A 25331-nucleotide genomic window follows, 5' to 3' on the forward strand; every position below is an offset into this window, starting at 1 on the left:
GACAAGCTGCAGTTCACGCCCGGCCTGCCGAAGACCCGCTCCGGCAAGATCATGCGCCGCATCCTGCGCAAAATCGCCGAGAACAGCTTCGACACACTCGGTGACACATCAACCCTCGCAGACCCAAGCGTCGTTGACACGCTCATCGCAAACAGATTGAATCGGTGAAATGATATGTGGCCGGGCCAACCTGCTCCCGGCCTGATGGAGTGTGACCATATGGTATTGTCCCGATCCGGATTGTTGTCATCAAAAAGCTATGGCCGTTTTTTTGCGCTTGTTCTCATAGGGAGCCTGCTGGCGCTGTCCGTTGCCTCGGTACCGCGCGGGGTGTCGGCGGAAGAGGGTGATGCCGTCTGGCGGGCCGTGCACCGCAACACCTTCCGTGAACCCGAGGATGCCGCGCGCGACAGTCACCGCCATCCGGAAGACGTACTGCGGTTTTTCGGCATTGATGAGACCATGACCGTGGTTGAGGTCAACCCGGGTGGCGGATGGTACAGCCGTATTCTCGCCCCCCTGTTGAAAGACAGCGGACTGTATGTCGGTCTTGAGCACCACCCAAACCTGTATGAGGGCTATACCTATGCGGACCGGCTGCGGGCCTATCCGGAGACAATCGATTCCAATCGTGCGCTCTATGGGTCGAGGGCCGTTGCCGGATGGATCGGCAATGCCGGGGATACACCGCAACCGGCGGAAAGTGTCGATGTGGTTCTGGTCGTTCGTGCCATGCATAACTGGGTGCGGCGGGGCTTTTTCGATCACGCGATCGGGCAGTCCTGGGATATGCTGAAACCGGACGGTGTTCTGGCCGTGGTACAGCACCGCGCGGACCCTGACGCCCATGGTGATCGTCATGCGACAACGCGGCGCGGGCGGTGGAAACAGGCGGAACTGATTGCCGCTGTCGAGGCTTACGGTTTCAGGCTTGAGGCCGCATCGGACATCAATGCCAATCCGAAGGATGCCAAAAATTACTCACAAGGGGTGTGGACCTTGCCGCCCGTTCTGGCCGCGGGTGATGAAAACCGTGCAGCCATGCGCGCCATTGGCGAGTCGGACCGCATGACATTGAAATTCGTCAAGGTGGTGCCCTAAGCGCCGCCTGATCCGGCGGGGAGACCGCCCATGCTGCGTCTTTATCTTTTGCGCCATGCCAAATCGGCCTGGGACGATCCCGGTCTTGATGACCATGACAGGCCGCTGAATGCACGTGGACGGACGGCCGCGGCTCTGATGGGCCGTCATATGGCCGGGCTTATCGCCTGTGGCGACATGGACAGGCCTACGGTCATCTGCTCCAGTGCGCGGCGGGCCCGCGAAACCTGGAAAAGGGTGGCCCGTGCGGGGAAGCTGGACTGGCCGGTGCTTGAGGAACCGGCTCTTTACATGGCCGGTACCGGCAGTCTTGTCGGCATACTGAAGGCCCTGCCGACAGAGCTGTCATCTGTTATGCTGGTGGGCCATAATCCCGGCATGCAGGACCTGGCCCTGCTTCTGGCGGGCAGCGGTCCGCAGGCGATGCGTGCGCGCCTTCAGCGCAAGTTGCCAACCGGTTCCCTGCTTGAGATCGGTTTCAATCTGGACAGGTTTGCGCGGATTGCCCCGTCATCCGGGCGTCTGATCCGGTTTGACAGGCCCAAGGGACTGATGGCGGATACCGGCCTTTCAACATCCTGTGATGACTGATCGGCTGACAAGATACGCAACATTGTGCTAGCCTTGTGCCAAGGATAGGCAATAAAGCATCTTGTGCGAAGGGGGCAATGAAGGAGGATTGTCATGCGTTTTTTGAGCGCGGTTGCTGCGATGGCTTTCATTTTCTCCGTAGCGAGCGGTGGTATGGGAGCATATGCGGGTGAGCTTGCCAAACGCATGGGTATTGAGACCGGCCCCAAGCTGGAGGTGATTTTCCAGACGCCTGATATTCTGCGTCAGGCGCGTGAGGCCATTATCTATGGCGAGGTGGAAAAGGCACGCGAGCTTTACGGTCGGGCCCTGACCCGCGACCTGAGCGAAAACCAGCGGGCACGGTCGCACAATGGCATGTGTGTCGTGCATATTCTCGAGCGTGCTTTCGACGATGCGTTGGAACATTGCAATATGGCGATCCGCATTCGTCCCAACGATTGGCGCTTCTACAACAATCGTGGCAATATCTATCTGGAAACCGGCGCCCTTGAGGCTGCTATCGGCGAATATGAGCGTGGTCTGAAGCTGTCGCCGCAATCCGAGGTTATCCGCCGCAATCTGGCTTTAGCCAACAACCGGGTTCAGCCGGGTATGATGCCGGAAGCCGGCGGGGCGGGACTGGAAAAGAAAAATATCTAGATTCTGTCGATAGTTGCACCAAACGAAAGTTGACGTGCACAAGCCTTTCTCCAGTCTTCCCCCACCTGTGTGCAGGTGCTAAAAGCAATGGGGCGGGGGGCGCGCCATTCAGGTTGTTCCCAGGCGGTGGAACGAGTGTGATTGTATGACCACCGATGGGGACCATGGTTTCGGCGTGAACAGGCTTGGGAAGCGAAAGAAGGTGTCAGCCGTGCAGCGGGTGGTCCTTGCAGTCTTGACACTTTTTATGACGGCCTGTGACCCGGCGACGCGTCTGCCAGCCGAGCCGACCGCGCAAATCGGCACGCGCGCCCTGATCAAGCGGCACGGTCAGGAACTGGTTGCCGAGGTGACCAGGGTCCGTGGCAAGCTGGTTACGACCGAATTCAACTGGCGCGGCGAGCAGGTGGCCAAGCGCCGATACTATCGCGGTCTGTATCCGATCAGCGGCACGGAATACGGCTACCAGTTCGAGCTGGATTTCGACGACAGCCTGCTTGAGCAGATTTTTCCGCTTCGGGTCGGCAATCATGCCAGTTTTGACGGCAATCTGAAAATTATTGATCGAGGCACGGCAGTTGACGTTTTGGTGGACATGGTCGTCGTGGCTGAAAAAACCATCGACCTGTCCGAGAGCGCACATCGTGTTTTCGTGGTTGAGATCGAAACCGAGTATCGTTCGGCGGCGGGTGTCAAGCGCAAGAACAATACGGTTTATTACGCGCCGGACCTGTCGATGGTGCTGAAATCTGTCATGCATGAAGAAGGGCAACAGACTTTCTGGCGCGTGATTTCGGTTGAGCGTCCGGGCGCTGGCGGCAAGGTCAAATCACCAACCCTGCGGCAGCGCCGTTCCGGTACGGTGATGATCTGAAAGCTTGCCGCTTTTCGCGGCAGCGCTTCATGCCTGCGTATCGCTGTGCCTGACAGATTTATGTTCCCCCGTTATAGTTCCCGAGGATCATCCTGGGGACAATCGGTCTTTATGCAATTTATAAAACAGGCTGCGGACATACCGTGGGACGCGGCAGCCTCTCTTTACAGATGCTGGGACAGCAAGCGTCATGACCGCCGCTGGCCCGCTTACGGTGATTTTTCGGCCATTGACCTTGTGCCCTGGCTTTCGCGTCTCCTGGTGGTGGAGCGTGATCCCGCTGCGCCCGATATCTTTCAGTTCCGCATTATCGGTACCATGCTGACGGCAATTATGGAGTATGACCCGACAGGTTCCGATGTCCGCGGTATTGCCGGTGGCCGGGTTTATAACGCGCATTTGCTCGAAGCGGCCGAAAAGGGAGACCCCTATATCATTCCGGATCAGCCTTCGGCGTTTGCCCGCAAGGACTATCGCCGGTACAGGGCCATCAGTTTGCCCTTGTCCGACGACGGGGCATGGGTGAGCGGCCTGATGGTCATGATGGATTATCTGCCCAGGGCCGATCAGTCCTGATGGGCCAGCAGTCGTGGTGGACCAGTCCTGACCGACTCCCGGACAGGGGCGCCCCCTGTATTTCAGGCACTGACAATGCTGTCCCCGTCAATGTCTATGGCGATGCGGCGCAAATACTGACCTTTGCAGGGGCCGCGCCGGCATTGGCCGTCCGTGGGCTCGAAAAGGGCGCCGTGGGTGCGGCACAGCAACAGTTTTCCCGACTGGTTGAAAAAATCGGGACCATACAGGTTAAGCGGCGTGCCTGCATGCGGACACCGGTTTTCATATGCCAATATCTCATCACCGTGGACGATCAGGAATATCCTGACCTGATGGTCGCCACTGCGGAAGGTGATGTCCTGAGCACCCTTTTTTCTAAGGTCCTCCAGCGTCGCCAGCCGCGTCCCGGGCTCCGGACCCGCCATGGTGTCTTCAAGATGTAGGGGGGGCGGTGCGGCCATGGCGCGCGGGTCCTGTTTCTGATTTCAGCGATCGGTCTCTTTCGGGGCCCAGTCGCCAAGGACGGGGCGCCAGGGGTGAATGTCCACACGCTCGAAAACACCGGCCCTGGCGTAAGGATCGTTCTCGGCAAACAGTTTCACGGCGGCTTCGCTGGCGGCATCAATCAGGATCATGCTGCCGATAGGCTTGGGGTCATCCCCCGGGCACAGCAAGGGGCCGGCCAGCTTCACCCGTGTGCCCGCGTCGCGCAGATAGGCCAGATGCTCGTCGCGGACGCGGGCCCTGATGGCGCCACCGTCCGGCCCATCGTAACAAAAAAGGGTATAAAGCATTGGGTATCTCCAGTGTTAAGCGATTTCGCGGGTGAAAGGCCGTTCAAGCAGGTCCCGCACCACTTCGTTGACAGCGGCACCATCCTTCAGAATACGGAAAACCGAATGGGCGATGGGCATGCTGATGCCATGGTCCCGGGCGATGGTCTCAACCACTTCAACCGTGTGCGCGCCCTCGGCGACAGACCGCCGTTCCGCCATGATATCCTCGAAGCGCCGTCCTTCCCCCAGGGCCTTGCCAAGGGACATGTTGCGCGATTGCAGGCTGGAACAGGTCAGAATCAGATCCCCCAGGCCGGACAGTCCCATCAGGGTTTCCCGCCTGGCGTCAAAGGCCTGACCGAAACGCATCATTTCGGCAAGACCCCGGGTGATCACGGCGGCCCGGGCGTTTTCTCCAAGCTGCAGGCCCGCCACCATGCCGCTGGCAATCGCCATGACATTCTTGATCGCCCCGCCGATCTGGGCGCCGGGAACATCCGTGCTCGAATACAGCCGGAAGGTGGGCTGGCCCAGGCTGGCCGTGATCTGATCGGCAAGGGTCTCATCCGCGATGGCAAGCGTCAGGGCGCACGGCAGGCCGCGCGCCACCTCGCCGGCAAAGGTCGGGCCCGACAGGATGGCCGGAACGGCATCCGGAAGCGTATCCGCGATAACCACGCTCATCAGCTTGCCGGTTGCGACCTCGATCCCTTTTGAACAGATCAGTGCGGGTATACCGGGCGATACATGCTGGCGCAGGCGTTCGGTCACTGCCCGCATGTGCTGTGCCGGCGCGACCAGCAGCAGGGCTTCGCACACGGCCAGATCGGCCATGTCATGGGTGGCGGTAATCTCTTCACGCAGATGAATACCGGGCAGGAAGATGCTGTTCAGCCGGTGCCGATTGATATCGGTCGCAACATCGGGCTCATGGGCCCAAAGCGTGACCTGTCGTCCCGCCCTTGCGGCGGCATTGGCCAGGGCTGTTCCCCAGGCTCCTGCACCGACAACTCCGATCCTCTGCACGGCCGCCTCTCCATATTTGTTTAAGGTCCGATTTTTTTAAGGCTTGGTCGACTTTGGCCTTAAACCCAAGACCTTGGCAAGTCATCGCTGGGGGCGGCCGGTTGGACCTTCAGGCCTTTACACCCTTTTTGCCGCTGCCGATCCGTGCCGGCGCCCTGTCGTCCAGCGGCCAGCGCGGTCGCGCGCCGACGGCCATGTCGTCCCTGGCCGGGTCGGTTTTCAGGATTTCGACGCCGGCCCAGGCGATCATCGCGCCATTGTCCGTGCAGTATTCAAGCGGGGGCGCATGAAAGACCATATGCGCGGATGTCGCAACGTCTGTCAGGCGTCTGCGGATTGCCGTGTTCGCGGCCACACCGCCGGCGACCACAAGCGGGGCCGGTTTTGCGCGAAAGTCCGGATAGTCTTCCTGAAAGCGGGCAACGGCGTGGCCGACACGGTCCGCCAGACAGTCCGTGACCGCGGCCTGAAATCCGGCGCACAGGTCGGCCCTGTCCGCCGTATCCATGGCGCCCTTTTCGGCGACCAGCGCTTCGGCCGTCTGACGCACGGCGGTCTTCAGCCCGGAAAAGGAGAAATCGCAGCCGGGCGTCCCCATCAGGGGGCGCGGCAGTTTGAAGCGGTCGGGATTTCCCCGGCCGGCTTCCCGTTCGACCGCCGGCCCGCCGGGGTAGCCGAGGCCCAGCAGCTTTGCCGTTTTGTCAAAGGCCTCTCCCGCCGCATCGTCAATGGTGCTGCCATACCGTCTGTATCGGCCGACCCCTTCCACCGCCAGGATCTGGCAATGCCCGCCTGACATCAGAACGAGCAGATAGGGAAACGCGATCTCTTCCGTCAGGCGCGCCGACAGGGCGTGCCCTTCCAGATGATTGACCGCAATGAAGGGCAGGCCGGTGGCCGCCGCCATGGCCTTTGCCGTCATCACGCCGACAATCAGCCCGCCGATCAGGCCGGGACCGCTGGTTGCTGCAATGGCGTCAAGGGCGTCAAAACCGATCTTCGCATCGTCCAGGGTTTTGCGGATCAATCCGTCCAGGTGTTGAATATGCTGGCGCGCGGCCACTTCCGGAACCACGCCGCCATAGTCCGCGTGGGCCTGTACCTGGCTCAGCACGTGATGCGCCCGCACATGGCCGGCACCGTCAACCACGGCAACAGCGGTTTCATCGCAGCTTGTCTCCAGCCCCAGTACAAGCGGCGGATCGCCACGGTTTGTGCCGCCCGGTTTTCGGATTGGGTTTTCTGTTTTGGGATCAGCCATGATTGTCTATATAACCAGCCTGTAAGAAAGACATTTTCCTCACCCATGGCCGGCAGGTTCGTTAGTCCCGCCGGTGATTTTACCGCTGCCATATCCATGGGGCCTTATCATTGGGAGACACCGTGCCGCAAGCAGACATCGTCATTGGAACGCGGGGCAGCCCGCTTGCCCTGGCGCAGGCGAATCAGGTCCGTGACCGTCTGGTTGCCGCCCATGATGACCTGGAGGCTGACAGCATCCGCATTGAGGTGATCAAGACCACGGGCGACCGGATTCTCGACCGCAGTCTGATGACGGCGGGCGGCAAGGGCCTGTTTACCAAGGAAATCGAAGACGCGCTGCTGGATGGCTGTATCGACTGCGCGGTTCATTCGGCAAAGGACATGCCGACCGCCCTGCCGGACGGGCTGATGCTGGCGGCCTTTCTGGTGCGTGAGGACGTTCGCGACGCGTTTATCAGCCCGGTGGCTGACTGTTTTGAAAACCTGCCCGAGGGTGCTGTGCTCGGTACGGCATCCCTGCGGCGCCGGGCGCTGGCGCTCAGCCGCAGACCCGACCTGAGGGTCGTCACCTTTCGCGGTAATGTGCAGACGCGCCTGAAAAAGCTGGCGGCGGGCGAGGCACACGCCACATTTCTCGCCCAGGCCGGTCTGAACCGGCTGGGCGAAGCCGCCACCGCCACCGAAACACTGCCGCTCGAAGATTTTCTACCCGCCCCGGCACAAGGGGCGATCACGGTCGAATGCCGCGAAAACGATACGGCCATGCGTGCGCGTCTTACCCCTCTGCACCATGAAAAGACGGCTGTCTGCGTTCGTGCCGAGCGGGCGTTTCTGTCCGCGCTGGACGGATCGTGCCGCACGCCGATCGCAGCCCATGCCCACCTGCAAGGGACGGACCTGCATCTTGACGGTTTGCTGCTGTCTCTTGACGGACGGCATGTCATCCGCGATCAAGGGAACGCACCGGCGGAAGATGCCGGACCGCTGGGCGACGGACTTGGCCGTTCCATAAGGCAGACGGCCGGGGCCGGCTTCTTCGCGCAACTGGAAAAAGATATCGAGGCATTGCTGTTATGACCCGTGTGCTTGTCACGCGACCGCAGGATGAAGCGGAAAACACCGCCACCCTTCTCACAAAAATGGGGTTCGATGTTGAAATCTGCTCCATGATCAGGGTGATGCCTGTTTCCTTCGCCTTTCCCCACCCGTCGCGGTCGATCATCGTGACCAGCAAAAATGGCGTGCGTCACGGTCTGACCAATCTGCCGGACCGCGACAGGTCCATTTTTGCCGTCGGCGAAGCCACGGCGGCGGAAGCCCGGGCACTGGGCTACAAGAATGTCACCATTGGCCCCGGTACGGTGAAGGAACTGATGCCGATGCTGACTGAATGCGGTCTCGACCTGAAGCGGGCTTTTGCCTATCTGGCCGGTGAGGATATTTCTTACGACATCACCGGTGCCCTGCAAAATCAGGGTATCGATGCCGATACCGTCACCGTCTATCAGACGCGCCCGCTGGAGGCCTTGCCGCCGGCGATCATCGACCAGTTTGCCGCCGGTGAAATCCAGGTTGCCCTCTTTTATTCACCCCGCGCAGCCTCTATCTTTGAAGAGCTGCTGGCGGAAATCGGCAAATCCTACTGGCTTGAAAAGGTCGATGCGTACGGACTGTCAAGCCGGGTGACGCAGATGCTGCTTGGCAAATGGCACAGTGTTCAGCACCCCCTCATGCCGATGGAAAAGGCCATGCTGGCGATGTTGGCCCCCTGAACAGCCGCCGGGACACTTTTCCGGGCGGGGGGTGCGTGAAACTGGACGTTCGATGACCCAAAGCTTTCAATGATCAAGGGCTTGCAATGACCACCACGTCCGGCCCCGAAAAAACCGACCCGGCATCCTCTCCGGGCGATACGCCCGACAATGACGATGTTCTGGACGCGGAGGTCATCGCCGAGGAGACACCCGCACCCTCTCGCGGCGGTATCCGTGATACGGAAAAGCCCGGGGAGGAACGGCAGCGCCGGCGTGGCCCGGTCGGCCTGATCGCCTGGGGGCTGGTGCTCCTGATGGGCGGTGGTCTTGCCGGGGTTTACTTCGCTCCTGACTTTGACGCGGGATTGCAGCGGCTTGGCCTGCGGCAGGCGCCGGGGGCCGGTGATGCCGCCAGGGCGGAACGTGCCCGCCTTGAAGACCGTATCGCCCGGCTTGAAACCGTATCCGGCCGTCTGACCCGTGCACTGGCGGCGCTGGACGACGAAATGTCCGCCATGGGCCCGCGCCTGGACACGCTGGAAGCGCGGCCCGCGACCGGCGCCGGTGCTACTGCCGGAGCTACCCCCGGCGCCATATCACGGGTGGATGAGACGGCGCTGCGTGATACCGCGGCAGGTGTTGACCGTCTGGACACCGCGCTGACGGATGTCCGTGACCGGCTGGGCACCCTATCCGCCGATGTGGATAAGCTGCTGCCCCGTATCCAGCGGGTTGAAACCGTCACGGGCCGTGCCCTGGAAGAGCGGGCCGTTCTGGCCCGCCAGGTCGACGGCCTTTCAGGCACGCTGAATGCCCTCACGACCGAGATACGGCAACCGGCCGGCCTGTCCGCGCGTCCCGAGGGCCGCATGTCCCTCAGCCTTATCGCCCTGCAGGGCACGGCCCTTTCCGGCCGGGAGTATGGCGCCGCGCTTGATACCTTCCGTGCTGCCCTGTCCGACCTGCCGTCCCCCCGTGCCGACGGATTTGCCCGGTTTGTCGAGGTATTGTCCACCCACAGGCAGGGCGTTTTGCCCTTTGACAGGCTGGCGGCGGATTTTGACGGTGTCGCCAACGCCATCGTCGCCGCCCGCGACAAAACCGAAGGGCGCTTTCTGGCCGGCCTGTTTTCCGTTCGCAGAACGGATGCCGCCGCCGAAGGGCTGGATGCCACGCTGCGCGATGCCGAACGGCAGCTTGGCCGGGGCGATCTGAAAGGGGCGGTGGGCACCATTGCCGCTCTTGATCCTGCGGTGCGCAAGCCCGCGCAGGACTGGCTGGCAGCGGCGCGCGATCATATGGCGGTCAAACAGGCGCTGGACGGCCTTGCCGCCGAACTGGCCGTGGCCGCGCAAGCGGACGTTTCCGAGCCTGCCTTGCCGGCAATGGACCCGGAAACAGATAACGAAAGCAGCCTGCCGTGACACGTCTTGTCATCAGCCTGGCTCTGATCCTGCTCCTGGCGGCTCTGAGTGCCTGGCTGGTCGATCTGCCCGGTTCGGTCACCATGACGGTGGCGGGAAGGGTGGTGCAGACCAGTGTCGCCGGCCTTGCCCTGCTGGCCCTTTTGCTGGTGACGGTCGCGGGTGGGACTGTATGGCTGGTCGGCTGGTTGCGTCAGTGGGCACCGCTTATCGGGCGCGAGGCGGTTTTGAAACGCCAGCGCCGGGGCCTAAAGCGGCTGAATGAATCACTGGTTGCCCTGGCGGCGGGGGATCACAGCCTCGCCGGCCGGCTTGTGGAAGAAGCGGAAATTCTGCTGCCCAGCCAGCCCATGTTGCATCTTGTAGCTGCCGAAGCCGCCCTCAGGTCCGGCGATCACACCAGCGCCGCATCGCGCTACCGCGCCCTCAGCGACAGTGCGGATGGCCGGCTCGTCGGTCTGCGCGGTCTGATCGGGGAGGCACGCCATCAGGGGCGTGCGGCGGAAGCCCTGCGCCTTGCCCGCGAGGCGCTGCGGGAAAACCGGAAAAGCCCGTGGGTTCTGGAAACGCTTTTTGAACTGGAAGTCGCCGCGGGCGAATGGCTGTCCGCGCGGGCCACGCTGAAGAAGCGTCTGGACATGGGTTTTGTGGACAGGGATCAGTCGGCCCGCCACAGCGGCGCCCTGCATTTTGCCCAGGCGCAGGAAGCCCGCCTGCGCGGCGATATGGCGGCGGCGCGCAAAGGTTTTCGCGCCTCCCTGTCCGAGCGGACGGATTTTATCCCCGCCATTGCCGCCCTCGCCCGCCTCGATATGGAAGAGGGTAAGGCATCGCGTGCGGAAAAGCATTTGTCCGAGGCCTGGGCCAAAGCCCCCCACCCCGGCCTTGCCCGGGCCTGGGCCCGCCTTGATGAAGCAGAGTCACGCGCCGACTGGCTGAAGCGCGTGCGGCGCCTGATTGCGCGCAATGCGGACCATCTTGAATCCCGCCTGCTGCTGGCGACCGCCCTGACCCAGGCCGGTGACCTGGAGGACGCGCGCGGTCTTCTCGACCGGTTGACGGCGGAAAGCCCCTCCAGGCGTATGTGGTCGGCACGGCTGGCCCTGGCCAGGATGGCGGGTGAGCCCACAGCCTCTTTCGAGGCCGCGATGGACGGCGCGGCGCAGGCGGCCGTCTGGATATGCGGACGCTGCGGCGGCGCTATGGAGGCCTGGGCCCCGTCCTGCACCCATTGCGGCGGCTTCGATACACTGGACTGGGAGCCCGCACTGGCCATGCAGTCCGGTCTGGGCCCGCGTGCGCACACTTTACCGCAAGCCGACACCATCACCCTGATTGCCGGTGGCGCCCAGGCGGCGCCGTCCGATATCCTCACCCGTTAGGCTGCCAGTGGATGGCCGCATCCGCTACGGTATCCAAAAGGGCTTGTCGTTGCGCCCTTGCTCGGCTATAGAACGCCGGCACGCGGGGTCTGCCGTTTTATGACGGATCACCCGTGCCACCACACCGTGGCCATGCCGCACTAGCTCAGTTGGTAGAGCATCTCATTCGTAATGAGGGGGTCGCTGGTTCGAGTCCGGCGTGCGGCACCATCCTTCCAAATCGTTGGCGCGCATGACTTTCTCCAAACGGCACAATTTTGCGAAAACGCCTCAGATCACCGTCAGGACGGATGCGCCCGATGGTCTTCGCTATGCCGTCATTCAGAACGCCTACGACTGCGTACCGAGCTACAACGAGATTCGTTCTGTGGTCTGCCGTGTCCTGCTGGGCGCACCTGATCCGAACAACTGGAGCGAAGTTCCAAACATCCGCGACGAGGTACTCTACGACATTCGTCACTGCGATTGGTACAAGGTCTACGACGTTGCGGAGGCTCTGCTTGCCCATATCGAGAACACTCGCGGGTATGACAACGCGGTTCAGTACGCCCAGGCGATGAATGACTTCTTCATCGGCGCAGGTATCGGCTGGCAGTTCGCTCCGAACGAGGGAATCGTCTACCGAGGCGATGAGACCTTTCAGGTCGCAACTGCCGAAGCGGCCAAGACCCTTGATGCCACTGGGCGTAAGAATGCCGCGACTGAAATTGAAGAAGCTATCCGGGACATCTCGCGGCGTCCCGACCCCGACATTACAGGAGCGGTTTCGCACTCGATGGCAGCGGTTGAGTGCGTTGCTCAAGACGTGCTCGGCAGCGAGCAGACCCTTGGTCAGATCGTCGGGAACCTGAACCTGCCAAAGCCATTGGACGAGGCGGTGAGCAAACTCTACGGCTTTGCGTCTCAGCATGGACGGCACGTCAGCGAGCAGAGCAGGCCTGCGCCCGAGGATGCCGAACTGCTCGTCCAAGTCTCCTGCGCCGTCTGCACTTACCTTGCAAAAAGGACCGGCGGAGCTTAACGGGTTCTTGCAATATCCTTGCAACGTGACTCTACCACATCGAAAAACACTTATTTTTCAAGTAGGTTACAGCCTAGCCCTACGCATTCGTAATGAGGAGGTCGCTGGTTTGAGTCCGGCGTGCAGCATCACTTTTTTTTGCATCTTATAAATCATCGGATAGGAAATGGTGCAGCCGGCCTATGGTTTGAGGGACAGCGATACTGATGCCGCCAACCTAGGCCAGTGCTTGTCCTCCCACGAGGGGAGCTGCCATTTCCGTGATGCTGTTGATGCTCACCTCGCTGTTCCGGTCGACAAGAATGGACTGCAGACCGGCCGTTCGGGCGCCCTGAATATCGGTATCGGGGGAATCCCCGATCATGACAACCTCATCGGGACGGGCCCGGCATTTTGCCAGGGCCAGATCGAACAGCAGGCCGTGTGGTTTGCCGATGACTTCCAGCTTGGGCGTTCCTTTGGGCAGGCAGGCGGTTATGGCAGCCAGGAGGGCGCCGGTTTCCGGGGTCAGCACGCTGTTCTGTCCGGGATGTGTCCGGTCCGGATTGGCCACCAGCAAGGGGACCCCGGCGGCCACCAGATTGACCGCCGTGGTCAGCTTGTCATACGTCAGGGTGGTGTCGCGCAACAGTATCACCGCATCGGGTGTTTCCGCCGTCAGCGTCAGCCCGATACCATGGGCAAAGGCATGCATCTGCTGATTGCCCAGCAGGAAAACCTTGCTGTAGCGGGTACGTGCCTGGGTGATAGCACAGTGCCCGGCAAGAAAAATCCGGTTGACGGGGATATGGATACCCCGACGGTCGAGAAACGCACAGAGATCCTGCGGCAGGCGGGTCGAATTGTTCGACATGATATGGACCTTGCCGCCATAGGTCGCCAGAAATCTGCGGGCGCCGGGCAACAGATCGTTGCCCGCGGCAAGGCAGCCGTCCCAGTCGACGAAAAGGGCCTTCGCGCTGTCCACACGGGCAGCGGCATCCAACAGGGAAAGGGTTTGTACCGTCATCCGTCATGCTCCATGGACCGGGTGTCGAAAAAGCCCTGTGTGGTCAGCGCGAATGACGTGACCTGACCGGCGTTGACGTGGTGCAGGCTCAACCCCGGGGGTTCCATGGCCAGACTGGCCGTAGCGCCCGGTGCCAGGTCCAGATGAACCTGATGCGCTGTCGCGGCGGACGTTGTGCAGACGATGCCGGCCTGTTTTGTGGTGATGGTCCGGTGGACATGGCCGCTGATCACTTGCATCACATGGGGGGCCTGTCCCAGACAGGGCATCAGATCCGTCCACCAGGGCGGGTCTGACGGATCAAGCCAGCCGATGCCGGTATGAAACGGCGGATGGTGGGTGGCGATCAGCAGCGGCGTGTCGGTCGCCGCGACCTGTTCTTCCACCCAGGCAAGGCGTTTGCCGCAGAACCGGCCATGCCCCTCGCCTTCCCCGACCGTGTCCAGCATCAGGATCCGAAAAGTCTTGCAATCGATTGCATACTGCAGAAAAGGGTCTGGCCCGGTATCTTGCCCGGCATCTTGGAGACCGGGCGCGAATGCCGCCTTGAAGCTATCGCGCCTGTCATGATTGCCCATCAGTGGAAAGACCGGCATGGCAAGTGTTTCAAGCACGGATCGCAGGGCGCCATATTCCTCTGTCGCCCCATTTTGCGTCAGATCGCCTGTTGCAAGAACCAGGTCTGGACGGGGTTTCAGCCGGTTCAAAAGGGCGATCACAGCTTTCAGGCGCGGCAGCGGGTCCACATGCCCGTACGCCAGGGTTCTGGGGGCGGTGATATGACAATCAGTGATTTGGGCAATAATCATGAGACTTGTTCATTTGCAGGTTCGGCGGCTAGGTTTGCGGCCGTGACCATTGTGGATGGGCAGTGGGGCCGTTTCGTGTGTCCGACAGGGCCATAATCGGGAAAAACGGTTCCAACAACCGGGAGGGTGCCATGTCGGCCCGCATCAACAAGACAGGGGTATCCGGGGCCGCTTCGCCCCCTGCGCGGCGGGGACGGCGGCGTCACAAACCGGTTGAAGGTGTGCTGTCCCGCCTTCAGGCCGGTCTCGACAGTCTGAGCCCCACGTCCCGGCGTATTGCCGCCCATATCGTTGCCCACGCGCATGACGTGGTGCAGATGTCCATCACCGAGCTTGCCGACACCGTCGGCGCCAGTGAAGGCGCGGTTGTCAAACTGTGCCAGCAGATCGGCACCACCGGCTTCCAGCAGCTTAAACTGTCGCTGGCGCAGGATCTGGTCAATCCGACGCAATATATCCACGAGGATCTTGACCCCCGGGACACCACCGGGCGGGTTATTGAAAAGATTTTTGCCAGCGGTATGCAGGCGATGCAGGACACGTTGCGGGTTCTCGACCCTGATGAAATGGGCAAGGCGGTTGACGCGCTTCTGGCCGCTGACCGGGTGGAGCTGTATGGCATTGGTAGCGCGGCGCCCATTGCGGAAGATGCCTATTACAGGATGCTGCGCATCGGTATGAATTGCCGCCTTGCCGTTGATTCGCACGCCCAGGCCATTTGCGCATCCCTGACGGATGAGCGTGTCGCCGTGCTGACCGTATCGCATTCCGGCAGTACGCAGGAAACCATTGCCGCGACCCGTCTGGCGAAGGAAGCGGGTGCCAAAACCATCGTCATTACCAATTTCGGCAAATCGCCGATCCAGCGTCATGCCGACGTGGTGCTGCAGACGATGGCCCGCGAGACCCGGTTCCGTACCGAGGCCATGACAAGCCGTCTGGTGCAGCTGGCAATCGTCGACGCGCTGATTGCCTGTCTCGCGCTGGCCAATCATGATGATGCGGTTGAAACCCTGCGCCACACCTTTGATGTGTTGTCCACAAAGCGGATCTGACCGTGCGTTCATGGCGATACCTTCGCGGTCACGGCGCTTGTCGTTCCGCCAGGCGGCGGGCGGCGGCGGGCCGTGATGCGCCCGTGCCGTCTGTGCCGTGTGCGCGGACCTTCGCCCAATAGGCTTTCAGGTCGGCTGCGATCTCGCCCGAGAAAAGATACAGCGCGCAGATATTCGGAAAGGCCATGGCGAAAATCATCGCATCGAGAAAGCGGATCGCCTCGATAATGCTGAATGTGGGGGCGACGGCCACGATGCTGAGGAAAAGCGCCTTGAACAGAAGCCGCCGCCGCGGGGTTTCCCCGAACAGATAGCCCCAGGCCCGTTCGCCATAATAGGCCCAGGCGATCAGGGTCGATATGGCGAACAGGACGATCGTCAGCGCCAGCAGGGGCGGAAACCACGGAAACACGTTGGCAAAGGCGGCGGAGGCGATTTCAATGCCCTCCAGATCGCTTGCGGTGTGCAGACCGGTCGACACGATGACAAGGGCCGTCAGGCTGCAGACGACAACGGTATCGAAAAAGGGTTCGAGAAGGGCGACAAACCCCTGGGCAATGGGGTCCGATGTGCGTGCGGCCGAATGGGCGATCGCGGCGGACCCCAGGCCGGCCTCACCGGAATAGGCCGCGCGCTGGAAGCCGATGATCAGGCTGCCGACAAACCCACCGCCCACAGCGCCGAGGGAAAAGGCGTCCGCAAGGATAATGCCGACGACACCGGGCAGGTCGGCAGCGTGCGACAGGATCACGGCCAGCGCCGCCAGGATATAGCTGCCGCACATGATCGGCACCAGAATACCGGTGACTTTGGCAATGCTTCTGATGCCGCCGATGATCACCAGCCCGACCAGAACCGCAATGACAATGCCGAAGGCCAGGCCCCCTTCAAGACCGCTGACATATGAGAATTGCACATAGGCCTGATTGATGGGGAAAAGACTTGTCGAGCCGAATACGGTTGCCACGGCGAAGAAGCCCGCGGCGGCCACGCCGGCCCGGCGCAGACCCAGTTTGGAAAACGCGATCGGCAGAAAATACATCGGCCCGCCGGAAAAGCTGCCGTCCGCATTGCGCCGGCGGTATTTGACCGCCAGCGTGCACTCGACAAATTTGGTCGTCATGCCTAGAAAGCCGGCCACCACCATCCAGAATGCCGCCCCCGGCCCGCCCAGGGAAATGGCCAGCGCCACACCGGCGACATTGCCGACACCGACGGTGCCGGACAGGGCGGTTGAAAGGGCACCCCAGTGGGAGACATCGCCCTCGGCCGTGGCTTGCGAATAATCGCCGCGCACAAGCCTGACCGCATGGCCGAAGCCGCGCAGATTGATGAAACCAAGCCTTATGGTGAAGAAAACAGCCGCGCCGATCAGCCAGATAACGACGAAAGGCAGGGCGACCGTGCCGATTTCAACCGAAAAGAAAACAGTGTCATATATGACCCCGGTGATGGGGCCAAGGACCGCGTTTATCGCCGTTTCAATGGCCACAATTTCCCCCTCTGTTTCAATCGGCATGCAGCGTGTGTGGGTATCCGCAGGCCCTGCTTTCCGTCTTTCCCGTGGCCGTCATGAACGGTTGTCGCGGTGTTCGCTGCGATTGGCCGGCCCCTGCCTTTTATCGGGTTATGAGATTTATTCAATATTACATATAATATAAATGAGACAATTTTCTTTCAGGCATACATAAATCCTGCAGCCGCTTGCCCGGGGTAGGCTGGAACACTCATATCCACCATTTCAAAAAGAGAGCTTATCGATCTCCGCCGTGTCCGGCGGGCACCATATCAGGCGTCGGGTATCCGGGTCGATATGTCGCCCTCAGCCGGGTGCGGTGCCATATGGGGCAGTGTGTCCGCGATCCGTCTGCGCGACAGGATATGGGCTTTCATGGTCAGCCAGCGGACACTGATATAATCGGATACCGCCAGACAAAGCCGGGCGATGTCATAGAGGCCCGGCACCGGTCTTTGCCGCTCTGAAACGGCGGGGTTGATAACTTCGTCATCGAACCAGACACCGATTTCATCCCGCGCTGATTCCGTTCCCGATACCGGCAGGTCCTCATAGATCCTGCCTTTGTAGCCGTCTTCCTCAGGGCTCGTTTTATACAGGACGATCAGGCAGCGCACCGGATTGTGCTGGTCTTCCGGTTTCATGGCGCTTCGCAGTGTTTCCGTACCCCTCTGATAACTCAGATAGGTGAAACGGGTGGTCTCTCGTGTCATGTCTTCGTCGACGCGGGCGCGCAAGTCCGGCGGCAGCAGTTTCCTGACGCGCGACAGCATGTCCACAATCCGGTGTGCGGACGGTCGTTCCCGCCATTCCTGCCGCCAGGGCACCCACAGTGTTGTGTAAAAGGCGGTGGTGTACAGCGCGCTTTTCAGTGTTGACCGTTTGTCTTTTTCATACCCCCATTTCAGCCGTTTCGGTCTGGCGATTTCGCGCACGCGGAAACGGTCCAGCCTGGACAGGCAGGTGGTGACATTGCGTGACAGGTGCGTTGTCTGGAACCCTTTCAGGCGTGGGCTTTCCGGTCGGTTCCACCAGATCTTGCCGTCAAAGGTGCTTTCCAGCAGACAGGGGTGCCATGCAAGGCCAAGCCAGCCCGCAACCGTTTTCATCATATCCTGCGGCGCGGTGTGCAGGTCTTCCAGCCGGATGGCGCAGACCTGACCGTTCTCCGCCAGGCCTTTGTCGTAAGCGAAATCATTGTGCAGGGTGAAGCCCTTCTCCAGCGACCTTGCGGCATATTGCATGCGCAGGACGGACCAGACGGAAGGGTGCTTGTAAGTGCGGTTGGTGCCGCGCAGATGCGCGATGCTTGAGGCGAAATTGGCCACCGGTTCCCGCAATGTATGGATAAATCGGCTGTCGGGAAAATCCTCCAGCAGGGTGTCGGCGACCTTACGGCCGCGCCCGTGTACAGGGTAGAGGATCCACAAATCATCCCCCAGGTCGCCGCCGCGCCCCAGGGCAAGGGCATAGGCCAGATGCGCACCGATGAACAGAGTTCGGCGCGTCATCGCGTTCTTCTTGAAAAAGGCCGTAAGATACTGCGCGAACAGGTCCCGGTTCACACCGGCCACCTGATTCTGGTCCGGGCCTAGCCGGTGCAGTCCGGCGGTATGGTCCACAAGCGCCGGGTCGAACCACTGGCGGAACTTTTCCATGAAAGTTGCAGTTTTTTCCGGATCCGCCTTTTCCGCCAGCGCGTTTTCCCATATTTCAAAATAGGCGCGCGAATAGAAATTCGGTGTGCTCACAATATTCGGATGATTGTCCAGAAGGCTTTGCAGAAAGGTGGACCCGGACCGGCCCCAATTCTGTACCGCAACCACATTGATCACCCGGTAGCGATGGATGATATCCGGATCGATTGCGCCGGTGCCCGTCTTTTCCGTTTGTTTTTTCGCCGGGGTTTTCAAAGGCATGGTGTCGCCGTCGGCCATGATTACGATCCTTCCATAAGATGTGCGGGTCGGGACCCGGCGCCGGACCCTGTATCGGATTGCCTGCCGTTGACGGACGCAGTGCCGGCCGTGGGTCCGCCCAGCGGCAGCGCACCCTGCCGGACCATGGTTTCCGCCAGGTCCAGATCGCGTGCCTCATCGATTTCCATCCAGCCGCCCGTATAGGGCTGTCCGCTGATGGCAAGCCCGCCGCGGATCAAAAGGTCGAGTGCCCCGGTCATGTCCGTGCGATGCCGGCGCGCCTCGGGCAGGTCCGCCAGGGCAGTGAACAGTCTTTCCCGTGTCTTTGCCGTCAACCTGAAAAGACCGATGAAGCGGCCATCGATCGCCTCGCCCGCGATCGGCGGCCCGCTCAGGCCGGTGATGCGCCCGTGCCGGTCCAGGGCGAACCGCTCCACATCCGCGTCCGGGTCCTCCAGGCGCCGCTGCCACAGGTCGCGCCAGTTGGGGTCGTAAAGGATGGCGGCATCCGGTGCGGGCGTATCCAGCAGGGCCCGCACGGCGGCGGCCGGGTACAGAATATCGGCATAGCTGACCACGCAGTCCGTATCGCCCAGCCATGTTTGCGCCGCATACAGTGACATGGGCATTTCGCTATGGGCCCAGTCGGGGTTGTCGATACAGGTCACCGTGCCGGGCACGCTGTGAGGGTTCAGGCAGGCACCGGCATGGCCGCGCACCACGGCGATATCGTCAAGGCCCGCCTGCCGCAGGGCCTCCAGCTGCCATGCGATAAGGGATCTGCCCGCAACGGTCAGCAGGCATTTGGGACGCTCCGCCGTCAACCGGCCCAGCCGGCTGCCGCGCCCGGCGGCCAGTATCACGGCTTTCATGGCCGTTCTCCAAAAACATGGTCGAACAGGCGTATGTCGGATGTGCGGAAGGGGCTGATCCGTTCCGGGTGCCACATGATGCCGATGACGCAGCGGCTTTGATGACGCACCGCCTTGATAACGCCGTCATCCGCTATGGCCCAGGCTTCCAGGGGCGGCCGTGTTTCGACGGCGCCGTACTGGTGATAACTGTTGACCTGCTGCCGTGTGCCGGCAATGTCGATGTCCTGAAGGGCGGTGACATGCCCCTCCACCGTCTCCAGCGGGTTGTCGAAAAACTGCTGTATCATCTGCATGCCCCGGCAGACACCGATCACGGGCAGGGCCCGATCCAGGGCCGTGGTGATGAGACAGGTTTCCGTCCGGTCGCGTTCGGGCGCACCGCCGCCCAGCCCGTGCAGATCGTTGCCGCCGGTCAACAGCAGGCCCCGACAGCCTGTTTCGGTCAACAACGACACCGCCACGGCCGGATCGTTCGGCATGGCCACACCGAGACAGTCGCACGCTTTCAGGAACGCCGGCCAGCGCTGGTCGAGCGCATCGCGCCGTTCGCCGGTGGCGCCGTCCACGGTCACCCGCTGACTAACCGCGATGCGTTTGAGTGGAGCCGGCATGGGGCAGAACCGAAACAATATGATTGGCGCAGTCGATCCTCAGCATGGAGGCCCGGGACCATGTGTCGAACAGCCGCTCGCCGGCCCCGATCACGGCGGGCAGATCAAGTTCGCTGGCGCGGATGGCCATGTGCGAATTGGCCCCGCCATAGGCGGTGACAAGGGCGGCGATGCGGTGTGTGAAAAGCCAGTCAAAGCCCGGATCCGCATTGGGCAGCATGACGATGGCGCCGTCCAGTGGGCCCTGATCCGGTTCGGTCACGACGGGACCGACGGCCTGGTTTCTGGAGATATAGTTGGGCGTTGCCACCGGCAGCGTGAAGGTGCGCACGTCGTCAGGGCCGGCGATCAGCGGCGGCAGAACGGTTTGTGCCGTAATGGCGAAACGCTTGCGCCCCCTCAGGATACTGTCATGAAAAAGCGCCACCGGATCTTCGGCCGAGGCATGGCAGCGTGTGACCACATCAATATCGGCAAAGCTCAGATCCTCTGCCGTCAGGCCGACCGTCTCGCCCCAGTGGCGCAGCAGCGCAAGGGCGTCCGACAGGTTGCGCGTGAATTCGAACTTGGCCCATTCACGGTCGCGGATCGCTTTGGCCATGATGTCGAACAGTGTGGCCGTGTCCAGGTCCAGCCCCGCATCCCGCAACCGGTTGTCGATAAGACGTCCCTGTTCAGCCGACAGATTGACGCCGTGCGCGCCAAGGGGTGCGGAACGGACCGTCCGCCCGGTTTCGCCACCCTTGTCATCATTGAAATAAAGCTCCGGTGCTTCGTCATAGCGCGGCGACAGAATATCGTATGACCCGGGACGCAGATGCCCGTACCGTCGCAGAAAATCATGACGGCTCAGCGCTGTGAAATCCTGCTGCAGCTGGCTTGAAACAGTGTGCAGGTCCATCATGAAGGTCCGGTGATCTTCCGGACTGATCAGGCCGGCGGTCATAAGGGACCGCAGCATCTGCTGGGCGATGAAGCCCATCCGGGCAAGTCCGGCAAAGGGACGCGTACCCATGCGCCGGCAGTCGGCGATCAGCCAGTACACCCTGTCCAGGGGGCCAAGCGCATTGTCACCCATCACCTGCCGTCTGCGGTCATTCAGGCCCAGCAGGGCGGCTCGGTCCCTGTCCCACGGCCTGTCGGTTCCTTCCAGATTCCGCTTGGTCAGGGACAGAAGGCCGTTGCCGATCGCGTCCCTTTCCCGCGTTGTAAAGCCGGCATAGTCCAGCGCGGCAAGCCGGTCGCCCAGATCGAAGGTGAAACAGGACAACACAATGTCGAATTCCACTTTGTCATGCAGATCGGGGCATTCCAGAAGACGTTCCATGTAATGCTCGGCCAGCCGGGTGGCGGCCGCTGTATCCAGATCGGCGGGGATAAAGGATTCGAAACAGGCGCGAATATCCACGAAAGGCTGGCCGGCCAGATCCACCATCAGCGGAAACCCCCGCAGATCGCGGTAGCCATAGTCCCTGCGCTGCTGCGCCCAGACCTCGTCCATCACCAGCGTACGGTACAGCGAGAATGCCAGCGGTCGTGGCCGGGTGCCTATGATTTCCGCCGGGTTCCAGTCCGGCATGACCCCGAGCGCGGACCGCCGTCCCAGTGCCAGCGGATGCGCGGCGGTCAGGCGCGCCACCTTTTCCTGTACCCTGTGAAGGGTACGGTTGTGCTCTGCCGTGGCGACGCTGTGGCGTGGACAGTTGGCTATGGGGCGGGCCTGCAACAGGACGGGCAGGCGTTCGTCAGTGGTAAAGGCGAATTCGATATCGACGGCATTGCTGCCGGTCAGTTGCTCCACGTCCTGCAGCAGGCGGATCACCGCGCCAATCCGGCCTTCGGGCATTTCCACACTGCCGCGGAAATGATAGACGACCTTGGTATCGCCTGTGCGGCCGCCGGTGACGGCGGCAGAGTCGCCGTTCTCACAGTAATTGATCACATAATACGGGCGGCCGCTGCCGTGTTCACGGCTGACGGCCACGCCCGACAGCAGAACGCCGTTCAGCATGGGTTGGATCAGAACATGCTCATTGCCCTGCGTGGTGTCGCCGTAGGATGCAAAGACCGCCTCTATGGCGTCCGCCAGGGCTTGCCGGCCGCGCACGTCCGGCGCCGAATGAAACCGCCCGGCCAGCGACTGGGATGCCTGATCCTCAGCCGCCGCGCTGGAGCGGACGATCAGGCTTTTATCGCCCCAGGGCAGGGCCAGCACCTCGTCCAGACGTTCCCCCGGATCCGCCTGCCAGTCATCCAGTCTCAATGTCGCCTGATCAAGAATAATGCCTGATCGCAAGACCGGCGCCAGCCGTGCAAGGGTCCGGGATTTTTCTGCGAAAGCAACGGTGACGACGGTTTGGTGCAGGGTCATGAGCGGCTGTCCTTCAATCCTGTCTACGTACGGTCCAGGCGCGTGTGCGGTAGCGGACCATGATGGTGTCCCGCCCTGCCGTTTCTGTCTCCAGCATGCCCAGGATGTCGTTCCAGCGGTCTTCGCCCGCCTGCACCTGGATGTCGTTCACCGACTTCCAGACGCCCAGATAGCGTTCTCGCGACATGTTTTCTTCATGCGGGGCCTCAATGAACAGCAGGTCGCCGAAAAGTCCGTCGGCCAGAAGCGTATCTTCCAGTCCTTCCGTCCATTCCGGCCCCCCCGATGACCGCCGCTTCATATTCGGGATTTGCCGCCGGATCTCGCTGTCGATCCGGTTCTGCAGGGCATCCTTGTGGAGATCGCGCGGGTTCCACAGCACGGTCAGATAGCCCCCCGGGCGCAGAATACGGTGAAATTCCTTCAAGGCCGTCTCGCTGTCCGTCCAGTGAAAGGAGGAAGCCATCAGCACCCAGTCGACGGATTGGTCCTCAAGCCCGGTTTGTTCAGCCGAACCGGCCTGCCACTGGAAATCCGGTTCGACGCCTGCTGTCCGCCGGCCTTCTTCGCGCATGGCATCGTTGGGCTCCACGGCCACACCGTGCAGCTTCAGCCCGGCCAGCACTTCCGTCAGTTTGCCGGTGCCCGCACCGACATCCGCCACTGTGAACTCTGCTTCACGCGGCCCATAGGCGCCCGCATGCCGGGCAAGGCAGCCAAGGGCGTCCCGGGAATATCCGGGGCGATGCCGGTAATGACGCGCCAGCGCCGTGAAATCACCGTGTTTCATGCTGTATCTCCTGACGGTTCTGGGGTTCTGTCCTTGCAATCCGGCGCCGGCCAGTGGGCAAAAAAACACGCCACCGCATCCGATACCGATAGGGTGCCGTCATCATCGATGATCAGGTCGGGGTTGGCCGGTTCTTCCACCGCTTGGTCCATGCCGGGGATATGGGACGGGCTGCCGGTCCCTGCCCCGCCCTTGGCCGCGCCGTAAAGATTGTCGGGGTGCCTGCGCCTGCGAACCGCGACAGGAACGCGCAGATATATTTCGCGGTAGAGCGGAAGGTGCTGGCGGTTGGATCGCCGCACATCCTCGAACATCGACACGGTGGCGCAGACAACATCCAGCCCCTGGCCGCTCAGCTCCCGGCACAGGCCTGCATATGACATGGCCATGGCGTGCCGGTCCCGTCGGTCATAGCCATGGCGTTGTCCGAAGATGCCGCGCAGGCGGTCTCCGTCCAGGAAAACGGCGGGGCGTCCTTCCAGTCTGAGCCTCGCCCAGACACGGGCTGCCAGGGTGGTTTTGCCGGCACCCGGCAGCCCGGTGATCCAATAGACGCAGCCGGGCGGTATCTCCGACGACATGTCCCGGGGTATTTTCCGGGGCAGGCCCTGTGGATTTGCTTTCGGCTCAGCCGCCGTGACAGCTGGTGATCCTGCGGCGGCGATATCGCCCGAAGGCTCTTTCCGGGCTGTCGATCCATTTATACCCTTGATAGTATTCTGAGACCCGAAATCGTTCATGGCTAACTGTCTCTTTCCGTCGACAATAAAGGCTCAAATCCCAGAATATCTCGAAAAATCAAGGGTCCACAAATGATACTGTAAATTATATTTTTGCTTATTTTCCCCTAGGCCTGTTTCGGAAATAGGCAACTTTTATAATTTAAAGTTGTAATTAATATGCTAGGGACTATGCGCCGGCTCGGGGGTCGGCGTCATTCGGGGTGCCAGTGCACACCGTGGAACGGCTGTCTGACCGTCTTGTCCGTTATCCGGTATGAAGACGGTTGTAGAGCTCTTTCAAAAGAGCCGGAATATGATCGATGCGCCGCGTATGATAGCTGCTCAAACAGGCCCGCAGGTCATCATGTGTGCCGTCATGTATCGTCCGCGCCAGTGTCAGCAGTTCGCCTGTGATATCCGGCAATGCGGTCGCCTCGACCTTGCGGATACAATGTAGCTGGTCGCTGATGTTACCGATTGTGGCGTTGAACGGGCCGGCGTTGAAACCGGCGGCAATGCCGTGAAACAGCATTTCAGTATAGGAGACAATGGCCTCCGGCACGGGTGGGCGGCAGCGTTCCAGATGGGCGATCAGCCCTGTCAGACAGGTCTTTTGACGCGCTGAAAAGGCGAGGGACTCGGCAGCTAGTTTCAAAAGCCCTTCATTGATGGTGTACAGTTCTTCCAATTCGCTGTGCGACAGAATCTTCGGTGTGAAACCGCGCCTTGGCCCGGTTTCAATAAGCGCTTCGCTGGACAGGCGAATAAGCGCTTCGCGAACCGGGGTGATGCTGACGCCGATCATATCGGCGATTTCCGCCGCATGAAGGGGGACTGTCGGACGGACCCGGAAAGCAAACAGGCGGTTCTTGATCTGGCTGTAAGCGCGGCCTGCCGCAAAACTTTTCGTCATATCGTCGTCTACCAGGTCCACTTGGGCAGCCGTGGCGCACGCACTGTGCCACGAAGCACGGTTTCTTCACGGTATCCATATATCGGCGGCAATGCCGGCTGACGGGAAGGGACACGGGACCAGGTCCGGCACTATCGTACCGATGTGTATTGAAACCTGATCAGGTTTCAACCATGTCGGGTTTTCCGATTGACGGTCATTGCGGTTCAAGCTTGCTGGAAGCGATCCGGCGTTGAAAACCCGTAAGAATACGCGGTGTTGAAAAATGATTAAAAAGCAATGGATTATGTGAGATTCATGCTCAATAAGACAGCTCTGCAAAAAATGAG

The 25331-nt window shown here is 61.4% G+C and carries 25 protein-coding genes and 1 tRNA gene; 12 read left to right on the forward strand and 14 right to left on the reverse strand.

Annotation, left to right across the window (positions count from 1 at the left end):
• Window positions 1-219 precede the first annotated feature (219 nt).
• The 5 genes from BXY39_RS18410 to BXY39_RS18430 all read left to right on the forward strand — a co-directional run bounded on the left by BXY39_RS18410 (window position 220) and on the right by BXY39_RS18430 (window position 3784).
• The gene (locus BXY39_RS18410) at window positions 220-1101 is read left to right on the forward strand and encodes a class I SAM-dependent methyltransferase (protein ID WP_147453640.1); all 882 of its coding nucleotides are present in this window, start codon (window positions 220-222) and stop codon (window positions 1099-1101) included.
• A gap of 30 nt (window positions 1102-1131) precedes the next feature.
• Complete coding sequence (locus BXY39_RS18415) at window positions 1132-1692, forward strand: SixA phosphatase family protein (protein ID WP_121940383.1); 561 nt, start codon at window positions 1132-1134, stop codon at window positions 1690-1692.
• Between the two features lie 93 nt (window positions 1693-1785).
• The gene (locus tag BXY39_RS18420; RefSeq protein ID WP_121940384.1) at window positions 1786-2334 is read left to right on the forward strand and encodes a tetratricopeptide repeat protein; all 549 of its coding nucleotides are present in this window, start codon (window positions 1786-1788) and stop codon (window positions 2332-2334) included.
• A 247-nt stretch (window positions 2335-2581) separates the two neighbouring features.
• On the forward strand, window positions 2582-3208 hold the full coding sequence (locus BXY39_RS18425; protein WP_147453641.1) for a hypothetical protein: 627 nt from the start codon (window positions 2582-2584) through the stop codon (window positions 3206-3208).
• 111 nt (window positions 3209-3319) lie between these two features.
• Entirely contained in the window at window positions 3320-3784 is a 465-nt protein-coding gene (locus BXY39_RS18430) for a PAS domain-containing protein (protein ID WP_121940386.1), read from the forward strand.
• Between the two features lie 62 nt (window positions 3785-3846).
• On the opposite strand, the gene BXY39_RS18435 is transcribed toward BXY39_RS18430, so the two are convergent.
• From BXY39_RS18435 to tsaD, 4 genes are all read right to left on the reverse strand, one after another.
• Entirely contained in the window at window positions 3847-4227 is a 381-nt protein-coding gene (locus BXY39_RS18435; protein WP_121940387.1) for a Rieske (2Fe-2S) protein, read from the reverse strand.
• 24 nt (window positions 4228-4251) lie between these two features.
• Window positions 4252-4560, reverse strand: coding sequence for a YciI family protein (locus tag BXY39_RS18440; protein ID WP_121940388.1), 309 nt, complete (start codon window positions 4558-4560; stop codon window positions 4252-4254).
• A 15-nt stretch (window positions 4561-4575) separates the two neighbouring features.
• Window positions 4576-5568: an NAD(P)H-dependent glycerol-3-phosphate dehydrogenase gene (locus BXY39_RS18445; protein ID WP_121940389.1), complete on the reverse strand. Its 993-nt coding sequence runs from the start codon at window positions 5566-5568 to the stop codon at window positions 4576-4578.
• Between the two features lie 109 nt (window positions 5569-5677).
• Window positions 5678-6829: a tRNA (adenosine(37)-N6)-threonylcarbamoyltransferase complex transferase subunit TsaD gene (tsaD, locus tag BXY39_RS18450; RefSeq protein WP_121940390.1), complete on the reverse strand. Its 1152-nt coding sequence runs from the start codon at window positions 6827-6829 to the stop codon at window positions 5678-5680.
• A gap of 122 nt (window positions 6830-6951) precedes the next feature.
• Here tsaD and hemC point away from each other — a divergent pair, with 122 nt between their 5' ends.
• The 6 genes from hemC (at window position 6952) to BXY39_RS18480 (ending at window position 12412) form a co-directional block, all read left to right on the forward strand.
• The gene (gene hemC / locus BXY39_RS18455; protein ID WP_121940391.1) at window positions 6952-7908 is read left to right on the forward strand and encodes a hydroxymethylbilane synthase; all 957 of its coding nucleotides are present in this window, start codon (window positions 6952-6954) and stop codon (window positions 7906-7908) included.
• Window positions 7905-8603, forward strand: coding sequence for a uroporphyrinogen-III synthase (locus BXY39_RS18460; protein ID WP_121940392.1), 699 nt, complete (start codon window positions 7905-7907; stop codon window positions 8601-8603). Before hemC ends, BXY39_RS18460 begins: the two co-directional genes overlap by 4 nt.
• Before the next feature lie 86 nt (window positions 8604-8689).
• A complete protein-coding gene (locus BXY39_RS18465) occupies window positions 8690-10009 on the forward strand; it encodes a COG4223 family protein (protein ID WP_121940393.1) in 1320 nt (439 codons plus the stop codon).
• The gene (locus tag BXY39_RS18470; RefSeq protein ID WP_121940394.1) at window positions 10006-11391 is read left to right on the forward strand and encodes a tetratricopeptide repeat protein; all 1386 of its coding nucleotides are present in this window, start codon (window positions 10006-10008) and stop codon (window positions 11389-11391) included. The genes BXY39_RS18465 and BXY39_RS18470 overlap by 4 nt, the downstream gene beginning before the upstream one ends.
• Window positions 11392-11525: 134 nt before the next feature.
• A tRNA-Thr gene (locus BXY39_RS18475) sits at window positions 11526-11601 on the forward strand.
• 22 nt (window positions 11602-11623) lie between these two features.
• On the forward strand, window positions 11624-12412 hold the full coding sequence (locus BXY39_RS18480; RefSeq protein WP_121940395.1) for an AbiJ-NTD4 domain-containing protein: 789 nt from the start codon (window positions 11624-11626) through the stop codon (window positions 12410-12412).
• 217 nt (window positions 12413-12629) lie between these two features.
• Here the strand turns inward: BXY39_RS18480 and BXY39_RS18485 are convergent, their stop codons facing one another.
• Window positions 12630-13421 carry an HAD-IIA family hydrolase gene (locus tag BXY39_RS18485; RefSeq protein ID WP_121940396.1) on the reverse strand — a complete coding sequence of 264 codons (792 nt, stop codon included), beginning with the start codon at window positions 13419-13421 and terminating at the stop codon, window positions 12630-12632.
• On the reverse strand, window positions 13418-14230 hold the full coding sequence (locus tag BXY39_RS18490) for a phosphodiesterase (RefSeq protein ID WP_121940397.1): 813 nt from the start codon (window positions 14228-14230) through the stop codon (window positions 13418-13420). The genes BXY39_RS18485 and BXY39_RS18490 overlap by 4 nt, the downstream gene beginning before the upstream one ends.
• Before the next feature lie 221 nt (window positions 14231-14451).
• Between BXY39_RS18490 and BXY39_RS18495 the strand changes: the two genes are divergently transcribed.
• Window positions 14452-15285, forward strand: coding sequence for an SIS domain-containing protein (locus tag BXY39_RS18495; RefSeq protein WP_121940498.1), 834 nt, complete (start codon window positions 14452-14454; stop codon window positions 15283-15285).
• Between the two features lie 28 nt (window positions 15286-15313).
• Here BXY39_RS18495 and BXY39_RS18500 read toward each other — a convergent pair whose 3' ends face one another.
• The 8 genes from BXY39_RS18500 to BXY39_RS18535 form a co-directional block, all read right to left on the reverse strand.
• Window positions 15314-16804 carry an alanine/glycine:cation symporter family protein gene (locus BXY39_RS18500; protein WP_121940398.1) on the reverse strand — a complete coding sequence of 497 codons (1491 nt, stop codon included), beginning with the start codon at window positions 16802-16804 and terminating at the stop codon, window positions 15314-15316.
• 269 nt (window positions 16805-17073) lie between these two features.
• On the reverse strand, window positions 17074-18738 hold the full coding sequence (locus BXY39_RS18505; RefSeq protein ID WP_121940399.1) for a sulfotransferase family protein: 1665 nt from the start codon (window positions 18736-18738) through the stop codon (window positions 17074-17076).
• Window positions 18739-18740: 2 nt separating this feature from the next.
• Window positions 18741-19592 carry a phosphocholine cytidylyltransferase family protein gene (locus BXY39_RS18510; protein WP_121940400.1) on the reverse strand — a complete coding sequence of 284 codons (852 nt, stop codon included), beginning with the start codon at window positions 19590-19592 and terminating at the stop codon, window positions 18741-18743.
• Window positions 19589-20206 carry a gamma-glutamyl-gamma-aminobutyrate hydrolase family protein gene (locus BXY39_RS18515; protein ID WP_121940401.1) on the reverse strand — a complete coding sequence of 206 codons (618 nt, stop codon included), beginning with the start codon at window positions 20204-20206 and terminating at the stop codon, window positions 19589-19591. Before BXY39_RS18515 ends, BXY39_RS18510 begins: the two co-directional genes overlap by 4 nt.
• On the reverse strand, window positions 20175-22577 hold the full coding sequence (locus BXY39_RS18520; RefSeq protein WP_121940402.1) for a PEP/pyruvate-binding domain-containing protein: 2403 nt from the start codon (window positions 22575-22577) through the stop codon (window positions 20175-20177). The genes BXY39_RS18515 and BXY39_RS18520 overlap by 32 nt, the downstream gene beginning before the upstream one ends.
• 13 nt (window positions 22578-22590) lie before the next feature.
• Window positions 22591-23367, reverse strand: a complete 777-nt coding sequence (locus BXY39_RS18525) for a class I SAM-dependent methyltransferase (RefSeq protein ID WP_121940403.1) — start codon at window positions 23365-23367, stop codon at window positions 22591-22593.
• Window positions 23364-23948: an adenylyl-sulfate kinase gene (locus BXY39_RS18530; protein WP_170163961.1), complete on the reverse strand. Its 585-nt coding sequence runs from the start codon at window positions 23946-23948 to the stop codon at window positions 23364-23366. The genes BXY39_RS18525 and BXY39_RS18530 overlap by 4 nt, the downstream gene beginning before the upstream one ends.
• Window positions 23949-24354: 406 nt before the next feature.
• Complete coding sequence (locus BXY39_RS18535) at window positions 24355-25002, reverse strand: GntR family transcriptional regulator (RefSeq protein WP_147453642.1); 648 nt, start codon at window positions 25000-25002, stop codon at window positions 24355-24357.
• Window positions 25003-25331: the final 329 nt, after the last annotated feature.

It is taken from the genome of Eilatimonas milleporae (assembly GCF_003688555.1).
GTDB lineage: Bacteria > Pseudomonadota > Alphaproteobacteria > Sphingomonadales > Kordiimonadaceae > Eilatimonas > Eilatimonas milleporae.

Excerpts from the sequence above, each read along its gene's own strand:
- BXY39_RS18410 (WP_147453640.1), top strand. The coding sequence starts at position 220 with ATGGTATTGTCCCGATCCGGATTGTTGTCATCAAAAAGCTATGGCCGT.
- BXY39_RS18415 (WP_121940383.1), top strand. The coding sequence starts at position 1,132 with ATGCTGCGTCTTTATCTTTTGCGCCATGCCAAATCGGCCTGGGACGAT.
- BXY39_RS18420 (WP_121940384.1), top strand. The coding sequence starts at position 1,786 with ATGCGTTTTTTGAGCGCGGTTGCTGCGATGGCTTTCATTTTCTCCGTA.
- BXY39_RS18425 (WP_147453641.1), top strand. The coding sequence starts at position 2,582 with ATGACGGCCTGTGACCCGGCGACGCGTCTGCCAGCCGAGCCGACCGCG.
- BXY39_RS18430 (WP_121940386.1), top strand. The coding sequence starts at position 3,320 with ATGCAATTTATAAAACAGGCTGCGGACATACCGTGGGACGCGGCAGCC.
- BXY39_RS18435 (WP_121940387.1), bottom strand. The coding sequence starts at position 4,227 with ATGGCCGCACCGCCCCCCCTACATCTTGAAGACACCATGGCGGGTCCG.
- BXY39_RS18440 (WP_121940388.1), bottom strand. The coding sequence starts at position 4,560 with ATGCTTTATACCCTTTTTTGTTACGATGGGCCGGACGGTGGCGCCATC.
- tsaD (WP_121940390.1), bottom strand. The coding sequence starts at position 6,829 with ATGGCTGATCCCAAAACAGAAAACCCAATCCGAAAACCGGGCGGCACA.
- BXY39_RS18460 (WP_121940392.1), top strand. The coding sequence starts at position 7,905 with ATGACCCGTGTGCTTGTCACGCGACCGCAGGATGAAGCGGAAAACACC.
- BXY39_RS18465 (WP_121940393.1), top strand. The coding sequence starts at position 8,690 with ATGACCACCACGTCCGGCCCCGAAAAAACCGACCCGGCATCCTCTCCG.
- BXY39_RS18480 (WP_121940395.1), top strand. The coding sequence starts at position 11,624 with ATGACTTTCTCCAAACGGCACAATTTTGCGAAAACGCCTCAGATCACC.
- BXY39_RS18485 (WP_121940396.1), bottom strand. The coding sequence starts at position 13,421 with ATGACGGTACAAACCCTTTCCCTGTTGGATGCCGCTGCCCGTGTGGAC.
- BXY39_RS18490 (WP_121940397.1), bottom strand. The coding sequence starts at position 14,230 with ATGATTATTGCCCAAATCACTGATTGTCATATCACCGCCCCCAGAACC.
- BXY39_RS18500 (WP_121940398.1), bottom strand. The coding sequence starts at position 16,804 with ATGCCGATTGAAACAGAGGGGGAAATTGTGGCCATTGAAACGGCGATA.
- BXY39_RS18505 (WP_121940399.1), bottom strand. The coding sequence starts at position 18,738 with ATGGCCGACGGCGACACCATGCCTTTGAAAACCCCGGCGAAAAAACAA.
- BXY39_RS18510 (WP_121940400.1), bottom strand. The coding sequence starts at position 19,592 with ATGAAAGCCGTGATACTGGCCGCCGGGCGCGGCAGCCGGCTGGGCCGG.
- BXY39_RS18515 (WP_121940401.1), bottom strand. The coding sequence starts at position 20,206 with ATGCCGGCTCCACTCAAACGCATCGCGGTTAGTCAGCGGGTGACCGTG.
- BXY39_RS18520 (WP_121940402.1), bottom strand. The coding sequence starts at position 22,577 with ATGACCCTGCACCAAACCGTCGTCACCGTTGCTTTCGCAGAAAAATCC.
- BXY39_RS18525 (WP_121940403.1), bottom strand. The coding sequence starts at position 23,367 with ATGAAACACGGTGATTTCACGGCGCTGGCGCGTCATTACCGGCATCGC.
- BXY39_RS18530 (WP_170163961.1), bottom strand. The coding sequence starts at position 23,948 with ATGTCGTCGGAGATACCGCCCGGCTGCGTCTATTGGATCACCGGGCTG.
- BXY39_RS18535 (WP_147453642.1), bottom strand. The coding sequence starts at position 25,002 with ATGACGAAAAGTTTTGCGGCAGGCCGCGCTTACAGCCAGATCAAGAAC.